The sequence below is a fragment of the Pseudobacter sp. genome (genome assembly GCF_051955275.1).
Classification (GTDB): Bacteria; Bacteroidota; Bacteroidia; order Chitinophagales; family Chitinophagaceae; genus Pseudobacter.
The window spans coordinates 26,551-50,251 of record NZ_JBQCGW010000009.1; the positions used below are offsets into that span (position 1 = coordinate 26,551).

Here is a 23,701-nt window from a genome sequence, read left to right on the forward strand (position 1 = left end):
TGGAGTTACAGTATTTGTAAAGAAGGGATGGGTACTACAAATTGCCCTTTCCAGTTGCGGATGAACGCCAGCTGCTGCACAATCTCTTCCTTGATATTCCAGGGAAGGATGATCACAAAATCAGGCTGGTGCTGCTTCAGGTGCTCCAGATCCACTACGGGAATATGACTGGCCGGCATGAACTTACCCTGTTTGTGAGGGTTGGCGTCAACGGCGTATTCGATCAGGTCAGACTTGATGCCGCAATAGTTCAACAGGGTATTACCTTTTGCTGCTGCGCCATAGGCCGCCACTTTTTTACCGGCACGTTTCTGTTCCACCAGGAAGTCCATAAGGTCCAGTTTCACTTTAAGCGCACGCTGTGTGAAATTATCATAGTAGTCGAGCCCCTGCATGCCCTTGCTCTTTTCTTTATCCAGCAGCATCTGCACATTGGGGGTTATTATATGGGTGCTGTCTTCTTTGTGATGTGCGTAGATGCGCAGTGATCCTCCATGAGTGGGGATCTCTTCCACATCAAACATTTCCAGTCCAGCTTCCGCAAAGATCTGCTGCACGGTATAGAAAGACAGGTAAGAGAAATGCTCATGATAGATGGTATCGAACTGATTATTGTCTACCAGTTGCATCAGGTGCGGGAACTCCATGGTGATCACCCCATCAGTGGCCAGCAGTATCTTCATCCCACCTACAAAATCCACGATATCCGGCACATGCGCCAGTACATTGTTTCCCAGGAGGAGATTGGCTTTGATACCTTTCGCTGCAAGGGTTTCAGCCAGGCGAACGCCAAAGAAATCAACCACAGATTCAACGCCTTTCTCTTCCGCTGCTTTTGCAGTATTGGCGGTAGGCTCGATACCGAGCACCGGTACTTTCTTTTCCACGAAGTACTGCAGCAGGTAGCCATCGTTGGAAGCGATTTCTATTACCTTGGATCGTTCGTTATAACCAAAACGTTCGATCATCTTTTCCGTATAAGCTTTGGCATGTTTGAGCCAGCTGGTGGAATAGGATGAGAAGTAAACATAATCGCTGTTGAAGATGGCGTCGGACTTTTTATATTCATCAACCTGCACCAGGAAACATTTGGGGCAGGTGAAGGTTTTGAGGGGATAGAATGTTTCCGGTTCATTCAGCTGCTCCTGCCTTAGAAATGAATTGGAAGCAGGGGAATTGAACAGGTCGATAAAAACATGCGTAAGTTCCGTTTTACAAAATCTGCATTGCATAGTTTACAATCCTTTAAAGTTTGTGGTGAGCAGCGGATGGCTGGCATCCCTGTCAGACAGGTTCCCTGCGGCCAGCGGCCATTTGATATCGAGTGCAGGATCATCATGTCGGAGGCCGCCTTCCGATCCCGGCTTATAATATTCGCTGTGAAGGTAAATGAGCTCACAGTTATCAGTAAGCGCCTGGAACCCATGCGCAAAACCTTCGGGTATATACATCATATTGCGGTTGGCAGCGGAAAGCTCTGCTCCGAACCATTGCAGGAATGTGGGTGAGCCTTCGCGGCAATCCACGATCACATCATAAACTGCGCCGGCAATACACCTTACCATCTTGATCTCGCGGAACGGAGGCAATTGAAAGTGCATCCCTCTTACGGTGCCTGCATGAGTAGTGAAGGAATGATTCATCTGTACCCACTCACTGGTATGCCCGATCTCTTTGAAAGCATCTTTGCAATAGAACCTGGCAAACCATCCACGGTCATCGGTGAATGGCTTCAGCCCTATTATATAGCTGCCGGCGAGCGGAGTGTGTGTAAAGATCATAATGCCTGGTACTGGTTGATTTGTTGAAGAGTGAATGCAAGTTGCTCCTTCACAGGCTGTGTGTACCATTCGATGGTCCACCGGATGGCTTCCTTAGCGCTGAGCTTCGGTTTCCAGTGCAGCTGCTGCATGGCTTTGGCAATGTCGAGCTTGAGCAGGTTGGCTTCGTGTGGCTGACCGGGAACGGCCAGGTTGCTCCAGTTACCGCTTCCCCAGCTGCCGATGGCCGTTTCCACCAGTTGTTGTACGGTAAGATGGTCTTCCGGCAGGGGACCGAAATTATACGCACTGGAATAAGTAGCGGGCAGGTTGTAGAGTAAAGCGCCGAGCACGAGGTAACCGTGCAGGGGCTCCAGCACATGCTGCCAGGGCCTTATTGAATTCGGGTTACGCACGGGTATGCTCTGTTCCGCACTCAGTGCGCGGACAATATCCGGCACGATGCGGTCCTTGCTCCAGTCGCCCCCTCCTATCACATTGCCTGCGCGGGCGCTGGCAATGGCCGGACGATTTTTCAGGGCCTGGGAAGGATTGAAAAATGAGTTCCTGAACGAACTCACCACGATCTCCGTACAGGCCTTGCTGGCGCTGTATGGATCATAACCTCCCAGTACATCATCTTCTTTATAGAGAATATCCTGTTCTTTGTTTTCGTACACCTTATCGGTGGTGATCACCACAATAGCGCAGTGCTTATCCAGCCTGATAGCCGCTTCCAGCAGGTTGGCAGTACCGATGGCATTCACTTCAAAGGTTTCGGCCGGGATCTCGTAAGAAAGTCTTACCAGTGGCTGTGCTGCCAGGTGGAAAATAAAATCCGGACGAAAATCCAGCACGGTCTGTTTCAGCAGTTCCTTATTGCGGATATCTGCCAGGATGGAAGCGCCGGGAACGAATGGCTCCATCAGTTGGTAGATACCACCTTCATAGGAAGGCGGTAGCGCATAGCCCTTTACGTCAGCTCCCAGTTGGGTAAGCCAGTTCATCAGCCAGGCGCCTTTGAAGCCGGTATGGCCGGTGAGCAGCACTTTCTTTCCCTGGTATAAGGAAAGTAATTCTGTATTGCTTACCAGATTTTCCATTTCGCCTGATTGTTTTGCCATAAAGCTTCCAGTTCCAGTTTATCGCGCATGGCATCCATGCATTTCCAGAACCCATGGTGCTGAAAAGCCATCAGCTGCTCGTTTTTGGCCAGGTTCTCCAGGGGAGCATCCTCCCACATGGTATCATCCATATTGCCGTCGAGGTAACTGAACACTTCGGGCTTCAGCACAAAAAAACCTCCGTTGATCCATTTGCCATCGCCTTTGGGTTTTTCTTTGAAGTTGAGCACTTCTCCATTGGGTCCCATTTCCATACCACCGAAGCGGGCTTCGGGCTGGATGGCGGTTACGGTAGCTACTTTGTTATGGGCCTTATGAAAGGCCAGGAGCTTCGCCAGGTCAACATCGGCAACACCATCACCATACGTGAGCATGAAATCCTCATTGCCCACATATTGCTGCACGCGTTTAAGCCTGCCTGCAGTTTTGGTGTTCAGACCGGTATCCACCAGGGTTACCTTGAAAGACTCTGTATTGGTGTAGTGAACATCCAGCTTATTGCTGCCCAGTTCGATGGTGAGATCTGAATTATGCAGGAAATATTGCATGAAGTATTCCTTGATCAGGAAGCCTTTATATCCAAGACAAATAATGAATTCATTGAAACCGTAATGGCTGTATATCTTCATGATATGCCAGAGGATCGGCTTACCACCGATCTCCACCATGGGTTTGGGACGAGTATCTGTTTCCTCGGCTATACGCGTGCCGAGGCCGCCGGCAAAAATGACTACTTTCATATTTTGAAAAAAGTTGTGCAAAGCTAACTTATTAATATCTCATTACATAGGGGAAGCAGCAGCAAAGTTTACTTACTTTTGCTCCCACTTTACCAACAAATCCCAATGGGGCAGATCCGCAAACAAACCATACAATCATCCTTTCTGTCGTATGCAGGATTCCTGATCGGCGCCATCAACACTTACTTTTTCACCAAACAGGGACTTTTCACCCCCGAACAATACGGCCTCACCCAAACCATTATCAGCATTGCACAGATCATTGCCCCCATCGGCACGTTGGGCATGACCATTTACATGGGCAAGTTCTTCCCGTATTATTTCGACAGACTCAGCCATAAACGGAATGATATGCTTGCTATTGCCGTGATGATCAGCGCCATTGGCGCCATCCTGGTGTTTACGGCCTGCCTCATCTTTGAGCCGCTGGTTGTGCGGAAGTTTTCGGAAAGGTCGCTCCTGCTGGTGAAATACTATTACTGGGGACTGGTATTTGCCTTCTTCTTTCTCTGCTTCATGATCCTTGAAAGCTATCTCTACACGCTGAAAAAGACTGTACTGCCCAATTTCATGAAGGAAACGATGTATCGCCTGACCGTATCGGTACTGATCTTTCTCTACGCTTTCAAACTAATCAGTTTCGATACCTTTGTGATCCTTTTTTGTTGCGTGTACATGCTGCTGGTGGTGATTGTAGTGATCTACCTGGTAGCCTCCGGAAATTTCCATCTCAATTTCCGGATCAGTACGGTCACCAAAAGACTGCGCAAACAGATCTTCACCTATGTGGCTTTCGTGTACAGCGGTATTGTAATCAACGGGATAGCCCGCCAGATAGACACCCTGGCCATTGCCGGTGTTGGCGGCCTTACCAAGGCGGGCATTTACACGCTCAACCAGTTTTCAGCTGCCATCATCCAGGTGCCCTACCGCGCGCTGATGGCCATTGCGGCCCCGCTGATCGCAGAACACTGGAAGAACAAGAACCAGGAAGAGATCGGCCGCATCTTCAAAAGGGCCAGCATCAACCTGCAATTGATCAGCACCTTCCTCTTCCTGATCATATGGATCAACTACGATGATGGACTCAAAGTAATGGGCCTCGATCCCAGGTTCGCCTCAGGCAAAATAGTGTTCCTCATCCTGGGCATCTACAATGTGATGGACCTGACCGTGGGTATCAGCAGCGCCGTGATCATGACCTCCCCCGCCTGGCGTTTCGATTTTTATTCCGGACTGGTGCTGCTGGCCACTTCCATTCCACTGAACATATATATGGCGCGTGCCTGGGAAATGGAGGGCGTTGCTATGGCCACCCTCATTACGTATACCACCTACAATACCATCCGGATCATTTTCCTGAAAACCCGTTTCGGTTACTGGCCTTTCACCCCCCAAAGCCTCTATGCCCTGCTGATGGCGGTGGCAATATATGGCATCATGCAACTGGTAAATATCCATGGCCTGGCGGGGATTATCATAAAGAGCGCCGTATTCTCCGGTCTTTATATCGGTGGAGTGCTTCTTTTCCGCCTTACCCCTGACCTGCCGGAAGTGCTTAAAATCGTTAAAAAGAAACTGACCAGGAAATAATACGGGATGGCATCCTCCGTTAAAAGCCCATTAAAAACAACCGATTCATGTATGAATCAACGGATAAGGCCTCTTTTTTGAACATTTCATGCACCGGACATTACATTTGCATGCAACGACCGTCAGTCATTACCTGTCAACACCGTAACGCTAACACATTATAAATCTGACTTTTGAAATAACCGATGCTCAATTTCTGCACCTTATTCAATACCAATTACCTCGCCCGCGGTCTGGCCCTGTACGAGAGCCTGGAAAAGAACTGCTCCTCATTCCATCTGTATGTATATGCGTTTGACGATGCCAGTTATGACTGTCTCAAAAAACTCAACTACCCCCATCTCACGCCCGTTGCCATGAAGGAATGGGAAGATGAAGCCATCCTGGCCGTGAAACCCACCAGGAGCATGGCGGAATATTGCTGGACCAGCACCGCTACCATCTTACGATACAGTATCACTCATTATAATCTCGAAAGCTGCACCTACCTGGATGCCGACCTGTATTTTTACAGCGATCCGCAGGTGCTCTTTGATGAGATCGCTGATAATTCAGTTGCCATCAGCAGTCACCGTTATACGCCCATCTATGACCAGTCCGTTACCAGCGGCATCTATTGCGTTCAGTTCATGTTCTTCCGGAACGATGAACGTGGTATGCGCGTGCTGAACTGGTGGCGCGATCGTTGCATTGAATGGTGTTTTGCACGTTATGAGGATGGCAAGTTCGGGGATCAGAAATACCTCGATAACTGGCCTTCACAATTTGAAGGAGTACATGTGTTCAAACATCGCGGTGAAGGGCTTGCACCATGGAATATCCAGCAGTCGGAGCCCGGACTGGAAAACGGGCAGCTTACCATTACGGAAATTTCCACCGGCAAAAAATGGAACGCCATCTATTTCCATTTTCATGGCGTGAAATTCTTTACTGACCAGCAGGTGGCTTTGTGCGGAACCTTGTATGAATTCAGCAAGGATCAGGTGGCATTATTCTATTTTCCATACCTGAACAGGCTCCTGGAAATTGAAGCGGCCCTGAAAGCAAAGGGTTTTACCCTCAATTCAAATGGCGCAACACAGCCTGCTCCCGGTAAAGCTTCCATCCTGGTACAATTTCTGAAAGAAAGACTACTGAACATCAAAATGGGCAAAGCATCGCCTTTCCATTTTAAAATGTATAATTTTAGCCGCCACAACCATTATTATTCACTGAACCAGATCAGATAAGCAGCACATGGCACAATTAATAGACCTGAAGACTTTTACAGACAAGCGTGGAAATCTTACGGTGATCGAGAAAGTGGTCCCCTTCGATATCAAAAGGATCTTTTATATCTACGGAGTGGATGAATCCAAAAGAGGTGGGCACCGCCATAAGCAAACCATTCAGGCAGCCATCTGTATCCAGGGCTCCTGCCGCATCTACAATAACAATGGCAGTTCGGAAGCATATTTTGAGCTGAACCGTCCGGATAAATGTCTGCTCATTCAGCCGGAAGACTGGCATACCATGGACCAGTTTACCCCTGATGCCATCCTGATGGTACTCGCCTCCGAGTACTTTGATGCCAACGATTATATTTTTGAACCCTACTCAGCTGTATGATAGAATACGAAAACCTCGGCAAAGCCAATGCAGCATTCTTTGATGATTATCGCAAGGCCTTTGATAACGTGCTGCAAAGCGGCTGGTACGTACTGGGCCAGCAGGTAAAACAATTTGAAACGGAATTTGCACAATACTGTGGCGCATCTCATGCAGCTGGTCTGGCAAACGGACTGGATGCTTTGATCCTCAGTCTGCGTGCGCTTGGCTGTAAACCCGGAGATGAAGTGTTAGTGCCTTCCAATACCTATATCGCTACCATCCTGGCTGTAATGCATAATGGGTGTACGCCGGTGCTGGTGGAACCTGATATCGCCACCTACAATATCGATCCTTCTTTAATCGAAGAAAAGATAACGCCCAGAACAAAGGCCATCCTGGTAGTGCATCTTTACGGAAAGATCTGCGCGATGGACCGCATCATGGCTATCGCTCAAAAACACCATCTCTTTGTAGTGGAGGACTGTGCGCAGGCGCATGGCGCTTCACTGAAAGGCAGGCAGGCAGGCAGTTTCGGGGATTATGGAGCCTGGAGCTTCTACCCTACCAAGAACCTGGGCGCAATCGGTGATGCAGGCGCCATTACCTGTAATAACGAAGAATTAATAACGAAGATCACTACCCTGAGAAACTACGGAAGCAAAGTAAAATATTATAATGAAGTAGTTGGCTTCAATTCAAGGCTGGATGAATTACAGGCAGCGTTGTTGCGTGTGAAACTGGCGAAGATGCAGGCCATTACAGAACACAAGCGCATGCTTGGAGCCCTGTATCACGAAGGTTTGAAAAATGATTTCATCAAGCCGCAGGTGCACCCGGATTATTTTGATGTGTACCATATCTACAATGTCCGCCATCCGAAACGTGATGCATTGAAAGAATACTTATTGAAGCATGAAATAAAAACAGATATTCATTACCCGGTAGCTCCCAACAAACAGGAAGCGATGCGCGGTGTGCTTGACCAGGTACCCACCCCCATTGCGGAAGAGATCCACCAGACAACGCTAAGCCTGCCCATCTCTTACCTGCATACCAAACAGGATGTTGAACGGGTCATCGAAGTAATGAATAAGTTTTAATTAATCAATGTGTGCCCTGTCGCTCCCCTCTGGCGAGTGACTTTTATTTGTTCGCCTCCGGCGAACACCGTGATGCCGGGAGGCGACGGAATAGATGTAACTCGCGGGGATGCGAGTTGCAGGGCACCCCTTAACTATCACGCGCACTCTCATTATCAGGCATACACAGCTCAGCAGATACATCAAACACCTGCTTTCCCTCTACCTGCCCACTGCATTAGCCGGTGCCAGCGTTCCGATCAATTGCAGGAACTTTGCCAGTCCGGCCCGCTTGGCTTCATCCAGCCTGTAGCTGATATTCTTCGTATAGTATTCGTGCAGATCATAATGCTCATAAGGGTTCTGAGCCACTACAGTATCAATATGCTTCAAGCCTTCTTCATTGGCGGCATCAAAAGCCTTCACAAATTCCTCCGGCAAAGGCTTATTGCTGACCCAGGCTGCAAATACAAAGGGTAATCCGGTAAACGCCATCCAGGCCTCGCCCAGGTCATAGATATATTTTGAATGTTTCCGCTGTTCCAGCGCCCTGTCGCCGATCACCACGCCGGCTGTTGTACCCTGAATACGGCTGCGGTAATCATCTTTTGTATCCGTGACCACGGGATCGATCTTCCAGTAATCCCGCATGAGGATACGCGCCAGGGTCACGGAAGTGCGGCTCTGGTAATCCAGCAGCACTTCTGTGATCTCATGAACCGGCACATCGCTGAACAGGCAAACCGAGGCTACAGGCTGCGTACAGCCGATACAGTAATTGGTATTGATATGATACTCCTTCATCCGGGGGATCACAGCCACAGGCACCAGTCCCATGTCAATGGTATCATCCAGGAGCATTCTGGCAATATTCGCCGGGTATTCGGGTACGGCCTCTATCTCATTTATCACAGGTGAATGCTCAATTCCATACAATAATGGTTTGGTATTGAGATAATTCACGATTCCAACCTTAATCTTCTTCAATTGAATTAATTTTACGCCGCAAAGGTAAAGGAATATCACTTTTAACATCAACATTGAACTTGAACATGGAACTGAACAGTCTTACAGCCATTTCCCCTATTGACGGACGTTACCGTAACCAGGTGCAGCACCTCGACGAATACTTCTCTGAATTCGCCCTTATCAAATACAGGGTGCTGGTTGAAGTGGAATACTTCCTGTTCCTGGGCGACAAGAAATTCTTTTCTGTGCCCGCAGCTGTAAAAAAAGGCCTGCTGTCCGCTGCGGAAAATTTCAGCCTGGAAGATGCGCAAACCATCAAAGAGACTGAAAAGACCACCAATCATGATGTGAAAGCAGTGGAATATTTCCTGAAAGCGAAACTGAAAGACCTGAAAGCCGAACATCTCCAGGAATGGGTTCACTTCGGACTTACTTCACAGGACATCAATAATACTGCCGTTCCCCTCTCCTGGAAACAGGCGGTGGACAACGAATACCTGCCCGCCATCCTCAACCTGAACAAGCAGCTGGAGCTGCTTTCAGACGAATGGAGGGATATACCTATGCTTGCCCGTACGCATGGTCAGCCCGCTTCTCCCACCCGCCTTGGCAAGGAGATCAGGGTTTTTGTTGAAAGGCTGGAAAACCAGGTGCAGCAATGCATCGAGATCCCTTTCAGCGCAAAATTCGGTGGCGCCACCGGTAATTTCAACGCCCATGCCGTGGCCTTCCCTAAAAAGAACTGGGTGAACCTCGGCAATGATTTCGTGGAAGGCGTACTGGGACTGCAACGCCAGCAATTCACCACTCAGATAGAACACTACGATAACCTCGCTGCGCATTTCGACAGCATGAAACGGATCAATACCATCCTGCTGGATTTCTGCCGTGATATGTGGACTTATATCTCCATGGACTATTTCAAGCAGCGTACCAAAAAGGGCGAGATCGGTTCTTCCGCTATGCCGCACAAGGTGAACCCTATCGATTTCGAGAATGCCGAAGGCAACCTCGGCATCGCCAACGCCCTGCTGGAGCACCTGTCAGCCAAACTTCCGATCAGCCGCCTGCAGCGCGATCTCACCGATTCCACCGTGCTGAGAAATATCGGTGTGCCGTTTGCACATATCATCCTGGCCACCCGCTCCATCGAAAAAGGGCTGGGCAAACTGGTGCTGAATGATGAGAAGATCTATGACGACCTGGATAAGAACTGGGCAGTGGTGGCCGAAGCCATCCAGACCATTCTCCGCCGCGAGAATTACCCTCAGCCTTACGAAGCCCTTAAAGAGCTTACCCGTGGCAAACAGGGCATCAACAAACAGACCCTCCATCAATTCATCGATAAATTAAAAATTCCGGTAACCGTGCGTAAAGAGTTGAAAAAGATCTCTCCGCACAACTACACAGGCGTGAACCCCGACTTCTGAGAAAAGCGGGTCCGCCACCAGAGCATATCCTCTTTCTGATCATATTGTTCAAAGCCGTTCTTCTGCAAAACGCGGATTGATGCGGCATTGGTTCTTGCTGTTTCGGCAAGCACCGCGGAGAGCTCTTGTCTTTGTGATGCCCATTGGATCAGGCCACCCACCGCTTCCGTCATGAAGCCCCGGTTGCGGGCATGCTTCATCGTGCCATAGCCGATCTCCACTTCACCGGCCGCACCGGGTGGGCCTTTGAAGCCGAGCTCGGCCACCACCAGCCTGCTGGCTTTTTCAATCACCAGCCAGAATGTAAAGTACAGGTAATGATCGAAGGGAGCCCTTCGCATACAGGGCAGCGTAACCGATTCCACATATCGCTTTACTTCAGGGTTCATCACCCTGTTGATCAGCGCAAGCTCTTCCATCCGTTCAAAAAGATCATTGCCCTGCAGGTATAGTTCCAATGCAGGTACTGTGAGCGGAAGGATATAAAGACGATCGGTGTGGACCATCCGGGTTGTTTGCAATTAAATTGCAAACCTTATACCGTTTCCTTGTGAATCTCTGATGTAAAGTGGAATTGAATATCCGGGTTGTTGGTACGCTCCGTGTTCAGGAACCATTCGCTCTGCGCCAGGTACACCAGGTGGCCATCCTTATCGGTAGCGATATTGGTGCTCTTGAAACGGGTGAATTCATCCAGCTTCTTCGGGTCATTGCTGGTGATCCAGCAGGCTTTGTAGAAAGGCTGGGCACGGAACTCAACACTGGCGCCGTATTCCTGCAACAGTCGGTACTGGATAACCTCAAACTGAAGTTCACCCACGCAACCGATGATTTTTTTGTTACCACCAAACTGGGTGAAGAGCTGGGCAACCCCTTCATCGGTCAGCTGCAGCAGGCCTTTTTCCAGTTGCTTGGTTTTCATCGGGTCTTTGTTCACTACCTCTTTAAAGATCTCAGGTGAGAAAGAGGGGATGCCGGTGAAATAGAAGTCGGCACCTTCGGTGAGGGTATCACCGATCTTGAAGTTGCCGGTATCGAAGAGACCAACCACATCGCCGGGGAATGCTTCATCGATCACATCCTTGTCGCGCGCGAGGAAAGTGTATGGGTTGCTGAAACGCACGTCCCTGTCGAGGCGCACGTGGTGGAAGTATTTATTACGCTCGAACCTGCCGGAGCAAACACGCAGGAACGCGATACGGTCGCGATGCTTGGGATCAAGGTTAGCGTGGATCTTGAAGATGAAGCCGGAGAATTTGTCTTCATCCGGACAAACCTCCCTTACAGATGTAGGCCTGCAACGCGGGATAGGTGCTACACGAATGAAGGTATCCAGCATTTCCCTTACCCCGAAGTTATTGATGGCAGAGCCAAAGAAAACGGGTGATACTTTACCGGCCAGGTAATTGGCCACATTCAGTTCTCCATTCACGCCGTCCACCAGTTCCACATCTTCACGTAAAATGCCGGCATCCTTTTCACCGAGTTTGGAATCAAGCACTTCACTGCCAAGGTCAGTGATCTCGAGGCTGTCCTCATCGTCGGAAGCTTTTGTGTTGGCAGTAAAAAGTACCAGGTTCTTATCGTAGAGATTGTACACCCCTTTGAAGTCCTTGCCACTGTTGATGGGCCAGGTCATGGGGTGTAAAGATATTTTCAGTTCATTTTCGATCTCTTCCAGGAGGTCGAAGCGGTTCTTACCGTCGCGGTCCATTTTGTTGATGAACACGATCACAGGCGTATCGCGCATGCGGCATACTTCCATGAGGCGGCGGGTCTGGGCTTCCACCCCGTTCACGGAGTCAACCACCAGGATAACGCTGTCTACCGCGGTGAGGGTACGGTAGGTATCTTCAGCGAAGTCTTTGTGACCGGGGGTATCCAGCAGGTTTACCAGGATTCCCTTGTATTCGAAGCTCATCACGGAAGTGGCTACGGATATACCACGCTGACGTTCGATCTCCATGAAGTCGGACGTAGCGTGCTTTTTGATCTTGTTGCTCTTTACGGCTCCGGCAGTCTGGATGGCTCCACCGAACAGGAGGAACTTCTCCGTAAGCGTGGTTTTACCGGCATCCGGGTGAGAAATGATCGCAAAAGTCCTTCGTCTTTGAATTTCTGTATTGTACTTCATGAAGTGATCGCTTTTAGGAAAAACGCCCGCAAAGGTACATTAATCCTGCCTCAATTTGTACTTTTATGCCACATGCGTTCCAGACTTCTCCAATTCATTGTCAACAACTTCCTGCGGCCGGGAAGAAGCAATACTTTATCCTATGCCCCAAGCGCTTACAGAATGGCGAAAGGCCTGTACCAGATGCGTAAGGCCATTCTTCAGAACTCCAAAGATGCAGTGCTGATCATAATCGGGATACTCAGTGCGGGTTTCGGCCTCAAAAGCTTTCTCTTACCCGTGAAATTCATCGATGGCGGGGCAACGGGCCTCTCCCTGCTCACCAGCGCCCTCACGGGCTGGCCCCTGGCGCTGATCATCGGGCTGATCAATATTCCATTTATCCTGATCGGGTACCGGCAGATCGGGAAAGTATTCACCATCAAAACGGTCCTGGCAATTGTGGGGCTGTCACTCTGCCTGGCGCTGGTGGACTACCCCATCGTTACTTCAGATAAACTGCTGGTGGCTGTGTTCGGAGGTTTCTTTTTAGGTGCGGGGATAGGCTTCGCCGTGAGAGGTGGCGGGGTGCTGGATGGAACGGAGATCCTGGCTATCTATTTAAGCCGGAAAACAGGCACTACCATCGGTGATGTGATCATGATGATCAACGTACTGATCTTTGCATCGGCTGCTTATTTTTTAGGGATCGATAAAGCGCTTTACTCCATGCTGACTTATTTGTCGGCGTCCAAGACGGTGGATTTCCTGATTGAAGGTATTGAAGAATATACCGGCGTAACTATCATTTCACCGAAGAATGAGGAGATCGGCAGGGTGATCACAGAAAAATTAGGACGTGGGATTACGGTGTACAAAGGGGCCGGTGGATTCGGAAAGAGAGGGTATGTGCAGGAGGATCAGTTGATCCTGTTTACCGTGATCACCAGGCTGGAGATCTCAAGGCTGAAGCATGAGATCGAGATCATCGATCCGAATGCGTTTGTGGTGATGAATAGTATCAAGGATACGAGGGGCGGGATGATCAAGAAGCGGCCGTTGAAGCATTAGTATTTTTTGCTTCGTTTAGCAATATGCTTCTTTTGATGAATGATGGATACGATCAGTACTTCGCTGTCCTTTTTCACTATTTTATAAGTGATGATGTAAGGGAAAAAATCAACTACCGCATCCCGGTAACCTTTCTTGGTTTTCTGACTGAAAACCTCAGGGGCCAAAGATATCTGATTGATCTTTTTCTCTACCATTGTTTCAAAGCGCAATCCCAGACCTTCTTTTTGTTCCTCATACCATTTAACCGCTTCCAGATATTCCTGAAATACAGAAGACAGGAATTTGACCTGGTAGGTCATTCCTTATTTTTTGTTTTAGTCCTTGCCTTCCTGTATTCTGCAGCAGATTCCTGTAACTCAGCTAAAGTGTAGGCTTTGGCATTTCCGCTTTCATATTCAGCAACTCTCCTGTCCAACTCTTCAATAAATGCCTTATCCTCCCAATGATCTCCCTCCTGCTCTTCTGCAAAAGTTTTTACAACAGTCAACACTGCGCGCTTTTGCTTTTCATTCAGCAACGGTAGATATTCAGATATCTCTTTATCTAATTTATTGGCAGCCGTCATAACAAATCGGTTTAGATCAAATTTACTACATATTCCTTACTTAAAACACCGTCACCGTCCAGGTTCTCACAAACCGCTCCCCTGCTTCCACCTTATTGATCCCTTCTTTCTCCTCCCATAACTGCAACGCATCCACGCTATCCGCAATACCGCACCAGGGCTCGATACACAGAAAGTCCGCACCAGGCGCCGCCCACAACCCTAAAAACGGGAACCCGGGAAAATCCATTTTCAATCCATGTTCCGTTTTCTCCGACAACAAAGACACTGAAGAAGACACCAGTCCTTTCAATACCAACGCATCCGCGGCAAACAATGATTTCTGCAATGGCAGCATATTCGTATTTTCCAGTAAAGGGGTGGGCGTGGTTTTGATCAAACCACCTTCCGCGATCGGCCAGCGGCCGGCCGTTTCTTTCTGATCGAATTCGAGATAGTAATCTTCATACGATGTGCCATCCACCAGAGGCAATGCAAAGGCCGGATGACCACCCACCGAGAAGTACATCGTTTCCTTCCCTGTATTCACCACCTCATACGTAACGGCAATGCTACTATCCACTACAGTATATCCTATCCTGAACTCGAAATCGAATGGAAAAACTTTCAGCGTTTCTTCATTCTGCTTCAGTAAAAAGATCACTTTATCGAATGCCTGGGTTTCCACAGCAAACTGATGATCACGGGCAAATCCATGCCGGCCTAACCGGTATGCCTGTTCTTTGAAGAAGTAAGTGTTATCCTTTAGTGTGCCCACGATCGGGAATAATACCGGCGAAAATTTCCCCCAGACAGCGGGATCGCCTTTCCACATGTATTCAATTCCGGATTCTTTTTGCAAGAGGCTTTGCAGCTCCGCGCCCTTTGGATGGATATTCGCTTTCAGCAGGTGACTTTCAATCGTAAACATATGGCAAGTTAATAAAAAGGCTTATCCTGCCCTTTTACCATTGAAATAAATCAGGAGCTGCTGCGACAAATCTTCAGGAACTATCACTTAAATTTGGAATATGCGTAGAATAATAGAGATCCTGGGCAGCAGCCTTAACCTCACCTGGCAGGAATTCAAGTCACACAAAACGAGAACCCTGCTCTCCCTCTCGGGTGTAGGATTCGGTATTCTCTGCATCATTGGCGTGCTCGCCACGGTGAACAGCCTGGAATACGCCGTACAACAGGATATCAAAGCGCTTGGCTCCAATACCATCTACATTGATAAATGGGATTACTCCGCAGGAGATCACGATTATCCCTGGTGGAAATATGTAAACCGTCCCACTCCCAAATACGACGAAGTGGAACTGCTCCGCCAGAGAGTGCCCGCCATCGGTCATATCGCTTTCAATAATAATATCAACGCACCACTGGAATATAATGGCAGCGTGCTCACCGGCCTCAATTATTACGGGGTCTCCGAAGAATTCGACCAGCTGCAGCCCGTGGAAGTGGGTGATGGCCGCTGGTTCACCCAGTCGGAATTTGAACAGGGCACCGGAGTGATCGTACTCGGTTACCTGGTGGCAGAAAACCTCTTCGGCTCCGATGTTAAGAAAGGGATCGGACAGGAACTGAAACTGAAAGACGGCAAGCGCGCCGTGGTGGTAGGTATCCTCAAGAAAAAAGGGAAAAGCATCATCGGCGGATGGGATTATGATAACAATACTCTCATCACCCGCAATTTCATGAAAACAATGGCGCGGGAAGACTGGACCAATCCCAGCATCCTGGTATCAGGAAAAGAAGGTATTCCCCTGGAACAACTGAAAGACGAGCTACTTGGCGCCATGCGCTCCATCCGTAAGCTAAAACCCACACAGGAAGATAATTTCTCCCTCAACGATATCAACGCCCTCAGCGGCTTTGCAACCGGCATCTTCGACGGTGTAAACAAAGGCGGCTGGGCCATCGCCACCCTCTCCCTCATCGTAGGCATGTTCGGCGTGGCCAATATCATGTTCGTAACGGTACGGGAACGCACTTCGCAGATAGGCCTGAAGAAAGCCATTGGAGCGAAGAAGATCACTATCATGACCGAATTCCTGCTGGAATCTTCCTTTCTCTGCATCATGGGAGGGTTGCTCGGCCTGCTGGTAGTGGTCATCCTGACCTTCATACTTTCGGCCATCTTCGGGTTTTCGGTGTTCATTGCCCCGGGCATTATCATGCTGGCCATTACCATCTGCGTGGTGGTAGGGATCATCGCCGGCATCATCCCCGCATCCATCGCCGCCAGAATGGACCCGGTTGTAGCGATCCGCTCCAAATAGGAAACGGGCAATTGCTTACCTTTGCCGCCCATTATGAGCATTACCATTCTAGCAATTGAATCTTCCTGCGACGAAACTTCCGCCGCAGTATGTGTAGACGGAAAGATCCTCTCCAACTTCATTGCCACACAGGCGGTACATGAACAGTATGGAGGCGTGGTTCCTGAACTGGCTTCGCGTGCGCATATGCAGCATATCGTTCCCGTAGTTGACAGGGCCCTGAAGGAAGCCGGGCGCCGGCTCTCTGACCTGGATGCCATCGCTTTCACGCAAGCTCCCGGCCTCATTGGCAGCCTGCTGGTAGGCGCTCAGTTCGCCAAATCATTGTCGCTCGCACTCAATAAACCACTCATCGCCGTACACCATATGCAGGCGCATGTACTGGCCAACCTCATCGAAGACCCCAAACCTGGCTTCCCCTTCCTCTGCCTCACTGTCAGTGGCGGTCATACCCAGATCGTACGCTGCGAAAGCCCCCATCAGATGAGCATCATCGGGGAAACCATCGACGATGCAGCAGGTGAAGCATTCGACAAATCAGCCAAATTACTCGGACTGCCCTACCCCGGCGGCCCCCTCATTGATAAATACGCCAAAACAGGCGACCCCAACCGGTTCAAATTCCCGGAACCGCAGATCCCAGCACTGAACTTCAGTTTCAGCGGTCTCAAAACCGCCATCCTCTATTTCTTACAGGAGAATACCAAAACCAATCCTTCCTTCGTGGAAGAGAACCTCGCCGATATCTGCGCATCCATCCAGCACCGCATCATCAGCATCCTGATGAACAAAGTGAAGAAGGCTGCCGCCGAAACAGGCATCAAAGATGTTTGTATTGCAGGTGGCGTTAGCGCCAACAGCGGCCTGAGGGCCGCCCTGAAAGAAACAGGAGATAAACTGAAATGGAATACCTTCATTCCTGCCTTCCAGTATTGCACGGACAATGCAGGCATGATTGCCATCACCGCTTATTATAAGTTCCTGGCGGGAGAATCAGTTGCCCTTAACACCAGCCCCTCCGCCAAAGCAGAATGGTAAAACCGTAGGCAATAAACAGATTGTAAAACTTAAAACTTACAAATGGCCAACGGCTATTTTCAATTCAAACAGTTTACTGTTCAACAGGATCAGTGTGCCATGAAAGTTTGCACAGACGCATGTATCCTCGGGGCCTGGTTTGCGGCAAAGACCGCCAATTACACCACCGTGCTGGATATCGGTGCAGGCACGGGACTGCTCAGCCTCATGCTTGCTCAGAAATCAGACTCCGAGATCCATGGAATAGAGCTTGATCTTGGCGCATACAAGCAGCTGAAAGAAAATGTACAATCAAGCATCTGGAAAGAACGCATCAAAGTATTTCCGGGAGATGCACGCACTTATTCCTTCCCTATCAAATACGATTTCATTATCACCAACCCTCCGTTTTTCGAAAACGATCTTGCTTCGGCTACTGAAGGAGAACAGCTCGCCAAACACAGCAAGGAACTTACATTGGAAGAGCTGATAACTGTGATAGCCAGAAGCCTGGAGCCGCATGGATCTTTCGGGATATTACTGCCTTATCAGAGGTGGGAATATTTCAATACACTGGCAACGGGAAAGGATTTTTCCCTGCTGGAGAATTTACTGGTACGGCAGACGCCGGCGCATCCGTTCTTTAGAAGCATACTGCATTATAGCAGGAATAATGATAATTTTTCGCCGAGCTTTGAGTTGACCATCAAAGGAGAAGATGGAAATTATACGGAGGATTTTGTGGAGTTGATGAAGGATTATTATCTGTATCTGTAACGATGGACCATTTAATTCCTTTTGCGTAAAAATTCATTTTGTAAGGAAACTGCTTTGCTGAAATTATCTTCAAACCGGGAAATGTTACGATAAGATCTTAAACGCTGTATAAGAAGTGTATACTGAAGCTTACGCAATACGCGTTTATCCGCCGGTCTACTCACAACAGGCTTTGTAATGAGCAAGGCTCCCATTTTTTTGATATGATACCAGAAACTCTTGAACAGTTCCCAGCGAAACCTGACCATGGAACTTTTTTTCGTTTTCAGCAGGATCTTGTAGGGCTCCAGGACTGAAAAACAATGAGCGCTTTCTTCAATATAGGACAGGTAATACGGCAGGGTTAGCCGGTTGGCAGTGATAAAATGATCAAACTGCAGCTTGTCCTCATACCAGATTGTATAACCCGCCAGTGCAAGCACATAACAGAGTTCATGATCGCCACCTGAACTTAAGCTCAGGCCCTGACGATCCGTCAATGCAGGAACAAAACCGTCAGCACATATCTTTTCATAAGCAGATTTTCTCAATACTGCACCTGCACCGTACACGAATTCGTCGTTCACTTTTCCACTTTCACTGGCCTGTTCCCCACCTGCATAGAGATTGCAGGACAATAACCAGGCAGGCGCAGGTTCTTCAAAAACAAAATTCCCTTTACCTCCCAAAATGCCTATGTCCGGAAGGCTTTCCATTACAGCAAAGGCGGTCTTTACATAATCAGGGGCCAGCCAGTTGTCATCATCACACAAAATGATATAATCATACTTCGCGGAACTAAAGCCTGCGTCCCTGGCATAGGTCAGTCCAGGCTTTGTTTCTGTAATTACATGAAGACTGATTTGGGTTGTGTATTTCCGCCATTCCTGCTCAATAACCTCCAGGCTATTGTCTGAAGAAGCATTATTGACCACCAGCAACTCGCAATCCATGCCCTCAGGGATCTTTTGTGCAGCAATACAACGAATGGTGGCCGGCAGGCGTTCTGCCCCATTATACGTGCAAACAAGGATGGTCACACCTGCCTTCATACTATTTATTGTTTTTTCGTCGGGGAATAAATGAAGTAATGTTCATCGCCATCTTTGTATAAAGTTTTGTGATCTTCCAGTACATCCGCCAATCGCGGTGCATGCGCAATGCTTCTTCCACCTGGATCTTCACGCCCTCCCGGTTTCTCACACCATACCAGAGATCATTAGCAATCTTGATGCCGTAATGTGCATAAAATTTCATGGATTGCTGCAGGATCCGCGCTCTTTCGGTTTCAGGAAGATATTGCTGAATGCTTTGCATTACCCACTGAAGGTCTTTGAGATTTTTAGCTGTAGCATAGGACCTGCCGGAAATGGAAGAAACATGAAGGCGATAAGATGCCAGGGGCTCCGGCGTATACGCAACCGGGTAATCCCGGGCGATACGCACCCACATTTCCCAGTCCTCCCCATAGTCAACACCGAAAAAAGCGCCCAGTTTTTCATAGACCTCTCTTTTTACAGTAATGGTGCAGAACTGCAGCCGTTGCCGTCCGGCCAGCAACAACAGGGCATCCGGCAGCATCCCTGCTTCTTTCATTTCTGCATCACGGTAATACAAACGCTTGCCGCTTTCACCGATATATTCGTAACGGCAAAAGGCAGCGCCAGCTTCCGGATATCTGTCAAACAGCTCATCCATCGCCTGGTAATAACCCGGCTTGACAAGATCATCTCCATGCAATAAATGTATGAGATAGCCTCTGCTCCTGTTGAGACAGGTTTCAAAATTGCGAAGGCTTCCTTTATTTTCCGGTTGTCTGAAATAAGCGATCCTCCCTTTACTGACTGAATGTACCAGGGCTTCCACATCTGCATCTGTACTGTGATCATCCACTACTTCTATCTGCATCTCCTCCGGTGGCAATGCCTGGGCCAGCACCGCTTCCATTGTTTCTTTCAGGAAACCGGAGCAATTGAATGCAGGTATCATCACAGACCAGCGGGGCCTGTGCACACCGTCCGGAACCGGTGTTATAACTGGAGGGGATAACGGAATTCTGTCCAAAACAAATCAGCTGTTTATAATTCTGCCTGTTTTATTACGGGTTCAAACCTGAATGGAAATTGTGGGCGCACGGCTCCTTTCCATTTACCAAACCAGGTGGTATTCTCGCGGAAATCGGCTACTTCAAAATGAAGTCCTGCTTCATGATAGTATAATGGAATGGACGTATCCTGAACAATGATCAGCGAAATATAATACGCACCATCATTGAGAAGATTGCCCGGAATCCTGCATTCACCCTGAATAGTACCGCCACTGCACTGTACAGGAGACGAAGCTACGTCGAAAATACATTCACCTGCATAATTGAATAAATGCAGTCCTGCATTCAGTAATACATTTTCCTGCTGGTTCAGGATCGTGAATTTTACCGTCAGTGGTGTGCGGATATCGATCACACTGTTTCCTGGCCTTAGTTCCGGAACCAGTTCCAGCGATAGTATCCGCACATAGTCATTACCGGGAGCTTCTGTAATATCATCCCATCTTGTATGGAATTTGTTCTGCTGCAAGCTGCCGACATACTGCTCTACAATTTCACTGGTATCACCCATCGCCCTGATGGCTCCCTGCTGGAGCCAGATCGCCTTGCGGCACAGATGGTTCACCGCCTGCATATGGTGGCTGACAAATAATATCGTTCGCTGGCTGTCATTCGCCACCTGCTGCATTTTATCGAGACATTTTTTCTGGAACTCGATATCACCCACTGCCAGCACTTCATCCATGATCAGGATATCTGCATTCAGGTGGGCTGCCACCGCGAAAGCCAGCCGCACATACATTCCCGACGAATAACGTTTTACCGGCGTATCTATGAATTTCTCCAGGCCGGAGAAAGCAACGATCTCATCAAACTGCCGCTGCACCTGCGCTTTCTTCATACCCAGCAAATAACCGCTGATATAGATATTCTCCCTGCCGGACAGCTCCGGATGAAACCCGGTCCCCACTTCCAGCAGGCTTCCAACAGTGCCTCTGCCTCTTACATAACCGGTGGTAGGCTGAATGATGCGGGAGATGATCTTGAGCAGTGTTGATTTGCCTGCCCCGTTGGGACCAACAATACCCCAGGTTTCACCCTGACGCACCTGGAAGCTGACATCCTTCAGCGCCAGGAACTGATCAGCACCGGCTTTATCTTCATAAAAGAATGCATTGTTCCCCTGGCCCATGGCGTTGTTCATCCAGCGCATGATATCCTGCCGGAAAGAACCTGTACCCATGGCGCCAAGCCTGTAAGTCTTGGAAATACCTGCCGCTTCTATTACAACCCTGCTCATATCTGTTATGCAATATCTATCAGCCTGATGGCCTGTTTATTAAACCAGATCAATGCTATAAAGAAAGTTATAATGATGAATAATGCACTGTAAAGTAATTGCCACATCGTAAATACGCCCTGCCCCAGCAAGGCATACCTGAATACTTCAAACAACGCGGATAATGGATTCACCTGCGCAAACCAGCGGATGCCGGAAGGCACAAGAGATAAAGGATAGATCACAGGAGTTACAAACATACCCAACCTGATGCCCAGGTGAACAATATTGCTGAGGTCGCGGTACCTGGCCGTCAGTACACAGAAGATAAGACCAAGCGCCATGGCAAAGACTGCAGTCAGCAAAACGGACAGCGGTAATACCAGCAACCAGAAACTCCATGGAAAACTGAAATCCCTGAAAACTGCATAGAATATAAAAACAGCCACCAGCAGCAGGAACTGAATCAGGAATCGCAGCAGCTGGGTGCCAGCAACGGAAATCGGAATGACAAGTCTTGGAAAATATACTTTGGTGTAGAGCGAGCTGTAATGCGTGAAGATAAAAGCAGTACCAGTGAAGAGATCACTGAATAAGCCCCATAACAAAATACCACAGAGATAGAACAATACAGGAGGTGCAGAGCCGGTATCCACACCTATCCACCTGCTGAATACCAGCACATACACAACGAGTGTTAAGATGGGCTGCAACACAACCCAAAGCGGACCCAGCAGGGTCTGCTGATAGTTGACCAGAAAATCACGCCTGATGAACCTGAAAAGCAGGTTACGGTATGCCCACAATTCTTTCACCGACCAGTTACTCCAACTGCTACGGCTGCTGTTCTCCCACTCCCAGTGTTCATTGCTATCTGCTGTGAGCGACATATGAATCCATTAAGAATTAAAGATACTGAACGATTCATTAGCAATGCCTGCCGGAATTCCCAGGCGAACAAATAATCGCCGCAGGTGAGCGTTTTCCGCCACCCGGATCATTTTCCCGCGGCGTAATCAGCCAGGTAATCATAACGTTCCGTCAGCCGTCCCTTCTCCACCATGGTAGCGCGTTTGAGAACGGCAGTCTCGTTGTTCTTTACCAGGTCTTCCAGCACATATTTGATCAGTTGCTCACCGAAGTAGCGGCTGGCATCACGTGGCAGCTCATTGGGCAGATTGCCGACAGCCATGATGTCCACGCTGTTTTCCTGGAAGGGTGCTGTTTTCCCGAATGTTGATCTGCTTACGCCGTAGATGGGATCTTCAATGGTCTGGTCACCGAGGTTGACAGGAACAGATCCGAATGCATCATCGGTAATATCCGCAATGGTATGCATGCGCCAGGCAGGGTGCCGGAGATCCTCCTTTTCAAAGAGCCGGGGCATGGCGGTATCCCAGTAGATGCCGTTCATTAGTATGTCTGATTGAAGGGCATATGGAAGGAATTTACAGTTGTACTCTTCAGGATGGTCGTGGAAATGCACGCGGTTGTAGGCTGCTCCTGATTTTGGCGCGTAGAGATCCGCACCCTTCAACTGCGTATATACGGGATAGGTATATTGTTTCTGCAGGTAATCTTCCGGCTCCACTTCCACGATGCCCATGAGGTTCATAATCTCGAGGATGCCATGCGCTACCCGGCCGCTGCCCGTAACCACTACTTTCACTGGTGGGATGCGCAGGCCGAAATAGGTGTGGATGAGTTCGCGGAAACTGCGCTGTTTGTATACACGCACCAGGTCGTAGGCGCCGGTGCGGTGGCCGAAACTCATCATGCCATTATGAGCACCAACAACGCCGGCAAAAAAGCCGAAGCCCAGGATACGCTGACCGTCTTCATGTTCAAGGCATTCGTAATCCAGGAGGGTGATCCTGTTGGCGATGATGCTTTGGAAGAGATGCTGGTTGTATGATTGCTTTTTTCTGGTGTGGGAAAAGAAAAGATAGGTCTTACCGGGGATCAACTGGCTTACCGGCACTTCCTTGATGCCAAGGAGTATGTCGCAGTCGCTCATATCTTCCTGCACATCCACACCTGCCATCTGGTACTCCCTGTCTGAGAAACAACGGTTGGGAGAAGATTGTGCGATCACACGCACATCACTGGCATTCCTGTGGATCCATTTACATTGTGCAGGGGTCAGCGCAACCCTGTTGTCTGCCGGAACTTTGCCTTCCCTGATGAGCCCAAGTTTGATCATTTTCGTAAATTTGCGGTGTAAATGTACAATTTCGATGGACAAAGCCCATTTTATGAGCAGGTTCTGGCGGATCATCCGTAAGATCTTCATCCGCA

The 23,701-nt window shown here is 48.9% G+C and carries 24 protein-coding genes; 9 read left to right on the forward strand and 15 right to left on the reverse strand.

The features are described 5' to 3' along the window. Positions 1 to 5: 5 nt before the first annotated feature. From ACTHMC_RS01010 to rfbF, 4 genes are read right to left on the reverse strand one after another with little or no spacing between them, the layout of a single operon-like run. A complete protein-coding gene (locus ACTHMC_RS01010; protein WP_440410064.1) occupies positions 6 to 1,232 on the reverse strand; it encodes a methyltransferase domain-containing protein in 1,227 nt (408 codons plus the stop codon). Positions 1,233 to 1,235: 3 nt separating this feature from the next. Next, positions 1,236 to 1,781 (reverse strand): dTDP-4-dehydrorhamnose 3,5-epimerase, encoded by a 546-nt coding sequence (rfbC, locus tag ACTHMC_RS01015; protein ID WP_440410066.1) that lies wholly within the window; start codon positions 1,779 to 1,781, stop codon positions 1,236 to 1,238. Beyond that, entirely contained in the window at positions 1,778 to 2,884 is a 1,107-nt protein-coding gene (rfbG, locus tag ACTHMC_RS01020; protein ID WP_440410068.1) for a CDP-glucose 4,6-dehydratase, read from the reverse strand. The genes rfbC and rfbG overlap by 4 nt, the downstream gene beginning before the upstream one ends. Continuing rightward, the gene (rfbF, locus tag ACTHMC_RS01025) at positions 2,848 to 3,624 is read right to left on the reverse strand and encodes a glucose-1-phosphate cytidylyltransferase (protein WP_440410070.1); all 777 of its coding nucleotides are present in this window, start codon (positions 3,622 to 3,624) and stop codon (positions 2,848 to 2,850) included. Before rfbF ends, rfbG begins: the two co-directional genes overlap by 37 nt. Positions 3,625 to 3,729: 105 nt before the next feature. Here rfbF and ACTHMC_RS01030 point away from each other — a divergent pair, with 105 nt between their 5' ends. The 4 genes from ACTHMC_RS01030 to ACTHMC_RS01045 all read left to right on the forward strand — a co-directional run bounded on the left by ACTHMC_RS01030 (position 3,730) and on the right by ACTHMC_RS01045 (position 7,907). Continuing rightward, positions 3,730 to 5,217, forward strand: coding sequence for a lipopolysaccharide biosynthesis protein (locus tag ACTHMC_RS01030; RefSeq protein ID WP_440410072.1), 1,488 nt, complete (start codon positions 3,730 to 3,732; stop codon positions 5,215 to 5,217). A 185-nt stretch (positions 5,218 to 5,402) separates the two neighbouring features. Then, entirely contained in the window at positions 5,403 to 6,446 is a 1,044-nt protein-coding gene (locus ACTHMC_RS01035; protein WP_440410073.1) for a hypothetical protein, read from the forward strand. Positions 6,447 to 6,453: 7 nt separating this feature from the next. Beyond that, positions 6,454 to 6,825 carry a sugar 3,4-ketoisomerase gene (locus tag ACTHMC_RS01040; protein WP_440410075.1) on the forward strand — a complete coding sequence of 124 codons (372 nt, stop codon included), beginning with the start codon at positions 6,454 to 6,456 and terminating at the stop codon, positions 6,823 to 6,825. Then, positions 6,822 to 7,907 carry a DegT/DnrJ/EryC1/StrS family aminotransferase gene (locus tag ACTHMC_RS01045; protein WP_440410077.1) on the forward strand — a complete coding sequence of 362 codons (1,086 nt, stop codon included), beginning with the start codon at positions 6,822 to 6,824 and terminating at the stop codon, positions 7,905 to 7,907. The genes ACTHMC_RS01040 and ACTHMC_RS01045 overlap by 4 nt, the downstream gene beginning before the upstream one ends. 201 nt (positions 7,908 to 8,108) lie before the next feature. Here the strand turns inward: ACTHMC_RS01045 and ACTHMC_RS01050 are convergent, their stop codons facing one another. Next, positions 8,109 to 8,873: a menaquinone biosynthetic enzyme MqnA/MqnD family protein gene (locus ACTHMC_RS01050; RefSeq protein ID WP_440410079.1), complete on the reverse strand. Its 765-nt coding sequence runs from the start codon at positions 8,871 to 8,873 to the stop codon at positions 8,109 to 8,111. A 65-nt stretch (positions 8,874 to 8,938) separates the two neighbouring features. Here ACTHMC_RS01050 and purB point away from each other — a divergent pair, with 65 nt between their 5' ends. Next, positions 8,939 to 10,285: an adenylosuccinate lyase gene (gene purB, locus ACTHMC_RS01055; protein WP_440410081.1), complete on the forward strand. Its 1,347-nt coding sequence runs from the start codon at positions 8,939 to 8,941 to the stop codon at positions 10,283 to 10,285. On the opposite strand, the gene ACTHMC_RS01060 is transcribed toward purB, so the two are convergent. Next, positions 10,258 to 10,791 (reverse strand): GNAT family N-acetyltransferase, encoded by a 534-nt coding sequence (locus ACTHMC_RS01060; protein WP_440410083.1) that lies wholly within the window; start codon positions 10,789 to 10,791, stop codon positions 10,258 to 10,260. The two genes, purB and ACTHMC_RS01060, sit on opposite strands and share 28 nt — an antisense overlap. Before the next feature lie 29 nt (positions 10,792 to 10,820). Next, the gene (locus ACTHMC_RS01065) at positions 10,821 to 12,419 is read right to left on the reverse strand and encodes a peptide chain release factor 3 (protein WP_440410085.1); all 1,599 of its coding nucleotides are present in this window, start codon (positions 12,417 to 12,419) and stop codon (positions 10,821 to 10,823) included. A 72-nt stretch (positions 12,420 to 12,491) separates the two neighbouring features. Between ACTHMC_RS01065 and ACTHMC_RS01070 the strand changes: the two genes are divergently transcribed. Continuing rightward, positions 12,492 to 13,469 carry a YitT family protein gene (locus ACTHMC_RS01070; RefSeq protein ID WP_440410087.1) on the forward strand — a complete coding sequence of 326 codons (978 nt, stop codon included), beginning with the start codon at positions 12,492 to 12,494 and terminating at the stop codon, positions 13,467 to 13,469. Here the strand turns inward: ACTHMC_RS01070 and ACTHMC_RS01075 are convergent. From ACTHMC_RS01075 to ACTHMC_RS01085, 3 genes are read right to left on the reverse strand one after another with little or no spacing between them, the layout of a single operon-like run. Then, positions 13,466 to 13,771 carry a type II toxin-antitoxin system RelE/ParE family toxin gene (locus ACTHMC_RS01075; protein WP_440410089.1) on the reverse strand — a complete coding sequence of 102 codons (306 nt, stop codon included), beginning with the start codon at positions 13,769 to 13,771 and terminating at the stop codon, positions 13,466 to 13,468. The genes ACTHMC_RS01070 and ACTHMC_RS01075 overlap by 4 nt on opposite strands. Next, the gene (locus ACTHMC_RS01080; RefSeq protein ID WP_440410091.1) at positions 13,768 to 14,037 is read right to left on the reverse strand and encodes a hypothetical protein; all 270 of its coding nucleotides are present in this window, start codon (positions 14,035 to 14,037) and stop codon (positions 13,768 to 13,770) included. The genes ACTHMC_RS01075 and ACTHMC_RS01080 overlap by 4 nt, the downstream gene beginning before the upstream one ends. A 40-nt stretch (positions 14,038 to 14,077) precedes the next feature. Beyond that, positions 14,078 to 14,947, reverse strand: coding sequence for an aldose 1-epimerase family protein (locus ACTHMC_RS01085; RefSeq protein ID WP_440410093.1), 870 nt, complete (start codon positions 14,945 to 14,947; stop codon positions 14,078 to 14,080). Positions 14,948 to 15,047: 100 nt separating this feature from the next. On the opposite strand from ACTHMC_RS01085, the gene ACTHMC_RS01090 reads away from it, so the two are divergent. The 3 genes from ACTHMC_RS01090 to ACTHMC_RS01100 are packed head-to-tail and all read left to right on the forward strand — an operon-like array spanning position 15,048 to position 18,098. Next, positions 15,048 to 16,304: an ABC transporter permease gene (locus ACTHMC_RS01090; RefSeq protein WP_440410095.1), complete on the forward strand. Its 1,257-nt coding sequence runs from the start codon at positions 15,048 to 15,050 to the stop codon at positions 16,302 to 16,304. Between the two features lie 33 nt (positions 16,305 to 16,337). Further along, positions 16,338 to 17,342 carry a tRNA (adenosine(37)-N6)-threonylcarbamoyltransferase complex transferase subunit TsaD gene (gene tsaD, locus ACTHMC_RS01095; protein WP_440410097.1) on the forward strand — a complete coding sequence of 335 codons (1,005 nt, stop codon included), beginning with the start codon at positions 16,338 to 16,340 and terminating at the stop codon, positions 17,340 to 17,342. Positions 17,343 to 17,384: 42 nt separating this feature from the next. Further along, the gene (locus ACTHMC_RS01100; RefSeq protein WP_440410099.1) at positions 17,385 to 18,098 is read left to right on the forward strand and encodes a tRNA1(Val) (adenine(37)-N6)-methyltransferase; all 714 of its coding nucleotides are present in this window, start codon (positions 17,385 to 17,387) and stop codon (positions 18,096 to 18,098) included. A gap of 11 nt (positions 18,099 to 18,109) precedes the next feature. Here the strand turns inward: ACTHMC_RS01100 and ACTHMC_RS01105 are convergent, their stop codons facing one another. The 5 genes from ACTHMC_RS01105 to ACTHMC_RS01125 form a co-directional block, all read right to left on the reverse strand. After that, positions 18,110 to 19,129 carry a glycosyltransferase gene (locus ACTHMC_RS01105; RefSeq protein WP_440410101.1) on the reverse strand — a complete coding sequence of 340 codons (1,020 nt, stop codon included), beginning with the start codon at positions 19,127 to 19,129 and terminating at the stop codon, positions 18,110 to 18,112. Position 19,130: 1 nt separating this feature from the next. Beyond that, a complete protein-coding gene (locus tag ACTHMC_RS01110) occupies positions 19,131 to 20,141 on the reverse strand; it encodes a glycosyltransferase family 2 protein (RefSeq protein WP_440410102.1) in 1,011 nt (336 codons plus the stop codon). A gap of 14 nt (positions 20,142 to 20,155) precedes the next feature. After that, complete coding sequence (locus ACTHMC_RS01115) at positions 20,156 to 21,424, reverse strand: ABC transporter ATP-binding protein (RefSeq protein WP_440410104.1); 1,269 nt, start codon at positions 21,422 to 21,424, stop codon at positions 20,156 to 20,158. Positions 21,425 to 21,429: 5 nt separating this feature from the next. Continuing rightward, entirely contained in the window at positions 21,430 to 22,293 is an 864-nt protein-coding gene (locus tag ACTHMC_RS01120) for an ABC transporter permease (protein WP_440410106.1), read from the reverse strand. A gap of 107 nt (positions 22,294 to 22,400) precedes the next feature. Then, complete coding sequence (locus tag ACTHMC_RS01125; RefSeq protein WP_440410108.1) at positions 22,401 to 23,606, reverse strand: NAD(P)-dependent oxidoreductase; 1,206 nt, start codon at positions 23,604 to 23,606, stop codon at positions 22,401 to 22,403. Between the last annotated feature and the right edge of the window lie 95 nt (positions 23,607 to 23,701).

Coding starts and splice junctions, on each gene's coding strand:
- ACTHMC_RS01080 (WP_440410091.1), bottom strand. CDS start 14,037: ATGACGGCTGCCAATAAATTAGATAAAGAGATATCTGAATATCTACCG.
- ACTHMC_RS01100 (WP_440410099.1), top strand. CDS start 17,385: ATGGCCAACGGCTATTTTCAATTCAAACAGTTTACTGTTCAACAGGAT.
- purB (WP_440410081.1), top strand. CDS start 8,939: ATGGAACTGAACAGTCTTACAGCCATTTCCCCTATTGACGGACGTTAC.
- ACTHMC_RS01030 (WP_440410072.1), top strand. CDS start 3,730: ATGGGGCAGATCCGCAAACAAACCATACAATCATCCTTTCTGTCGTAT.
- ACTHMC_RS01045 (WP_440410077.1), top strand. CDS start 6,822: ATGATAGAATACGAAAACCTCGGCAAAGCCAATGCAGCATTCTTTGAT.
- ACTHMC_RS01010 (WP_440410064.1), bottom strand. CDS start 1,232: ATGCAATGCAGATTTTGTAAAACGGAACTTACGCATGTTTTTATCGAC.
- rfbG (WP_440410068.1), bottom strand. CDS start 2,884: ATGGCAAAACAATCAGGCGAAATGGAAAATCTGGTAAGCAATACAGAA.
- ACTHMC_RS01040 (WP_440410075.1), top strand. CDS start 6,454: ATGGCACAATTAATAGACCTGAAGACTTTTACAGACAAGCGTGGAAAT.
- ACTHMC_RS01065 (WP_440410085.1), bottom strand. CDS start 12,419: ATGAAGTACAATACAGAAATTCAAAGACGAAGGACTTTTGCGATCATT.
- tsaD (WP_440410097.1), top strand. CDS start 16,338: ATGAGCATTACCATTCTAGCAATTGAATCTTCCTGCGACGAAACTTCC.
- rfbF (WP_440410070.1), bottom strand. CDS start 3,624: ATGAAAGTAGTCATTTTTGCCGGCGGCCTCGGCACGCGTATAGCCGAG.
- ACTHMC_RS01075 (WP_440410089.1), bottom strand. CDS start 13,771: ATGACCTACCAGGTCAAATTCCTGTCTTCTGTATTTCAGGAATATCTG.
- ACTHMC_RS01085 (WP_440410093.1), bottom strand. CDS start 14,947: ATGTTTACGATTGAAAGTCACCTGCTGAAAGCGAATATCCATCCAAAG.
- ACTHMC_RS01120 (WP_440410106.1), bottom strand. CDS start 22,293: ATGTCGCTCACAGCAGATAGCAATGAACACTGGGAGTGGGAGAACAGC.
- ACTHMC_RS01070 (WP_440410087.1), top strand. CDS start 12,492: ATGCGTTCCAGACTTCTCCAATTCATTGTCAACAACTTCCTGCGGCCG.
- ACTHMC_RS01035 (WP_440410073.1), top strand. CDS start 5,403: ATGCTCAATTTCTGCACCTTATTCAATACCAATTACCTCGCCCGCGGT.
- ACTHMC_RS01115 (WP_440410104.1), bottom strand. CDS start 21,424: ATGAGCAGGGTTGTAATAGAAGCGGCAGGTATTTCCAAGACTTACAGG.
- ACTHMC_RS01105 (WP_440410101.1), bottom strand. CDS start 19,129: ATGAAGGCAGGTGTGACCATCCTTGTTTGCACGTATAATGGGGCAGAA.
- ACTHMC_RS01090 (WP_440410095.1), top strand. CDS start 15,048: ATGCGTAGAATAATAGAGATCCTGGGCAGCAGCCTTAACCTCACCTGG.
- ACTHMC_RS01125 (WP_440410108.1), bottom strand. CDS start 23,606: ATGATCAAACTTGGGCTCATCAGGGAAGGCAAAGTTCCGGCAGACAAC.
- ACTHMC_RS01060 (WP_440410083.1), bottom strand. CDS start 10,791: ATGGTCCACACCGATCGTCTTTATATCCTTCCGCTCACAGTACCTGCA.
- rfbC (WP_440410066.1), bottom strand. CDS start 1,781: ATGATCTTTACACACACTCCGCTCGCCGGCAGCTATATAATAGGGCTG.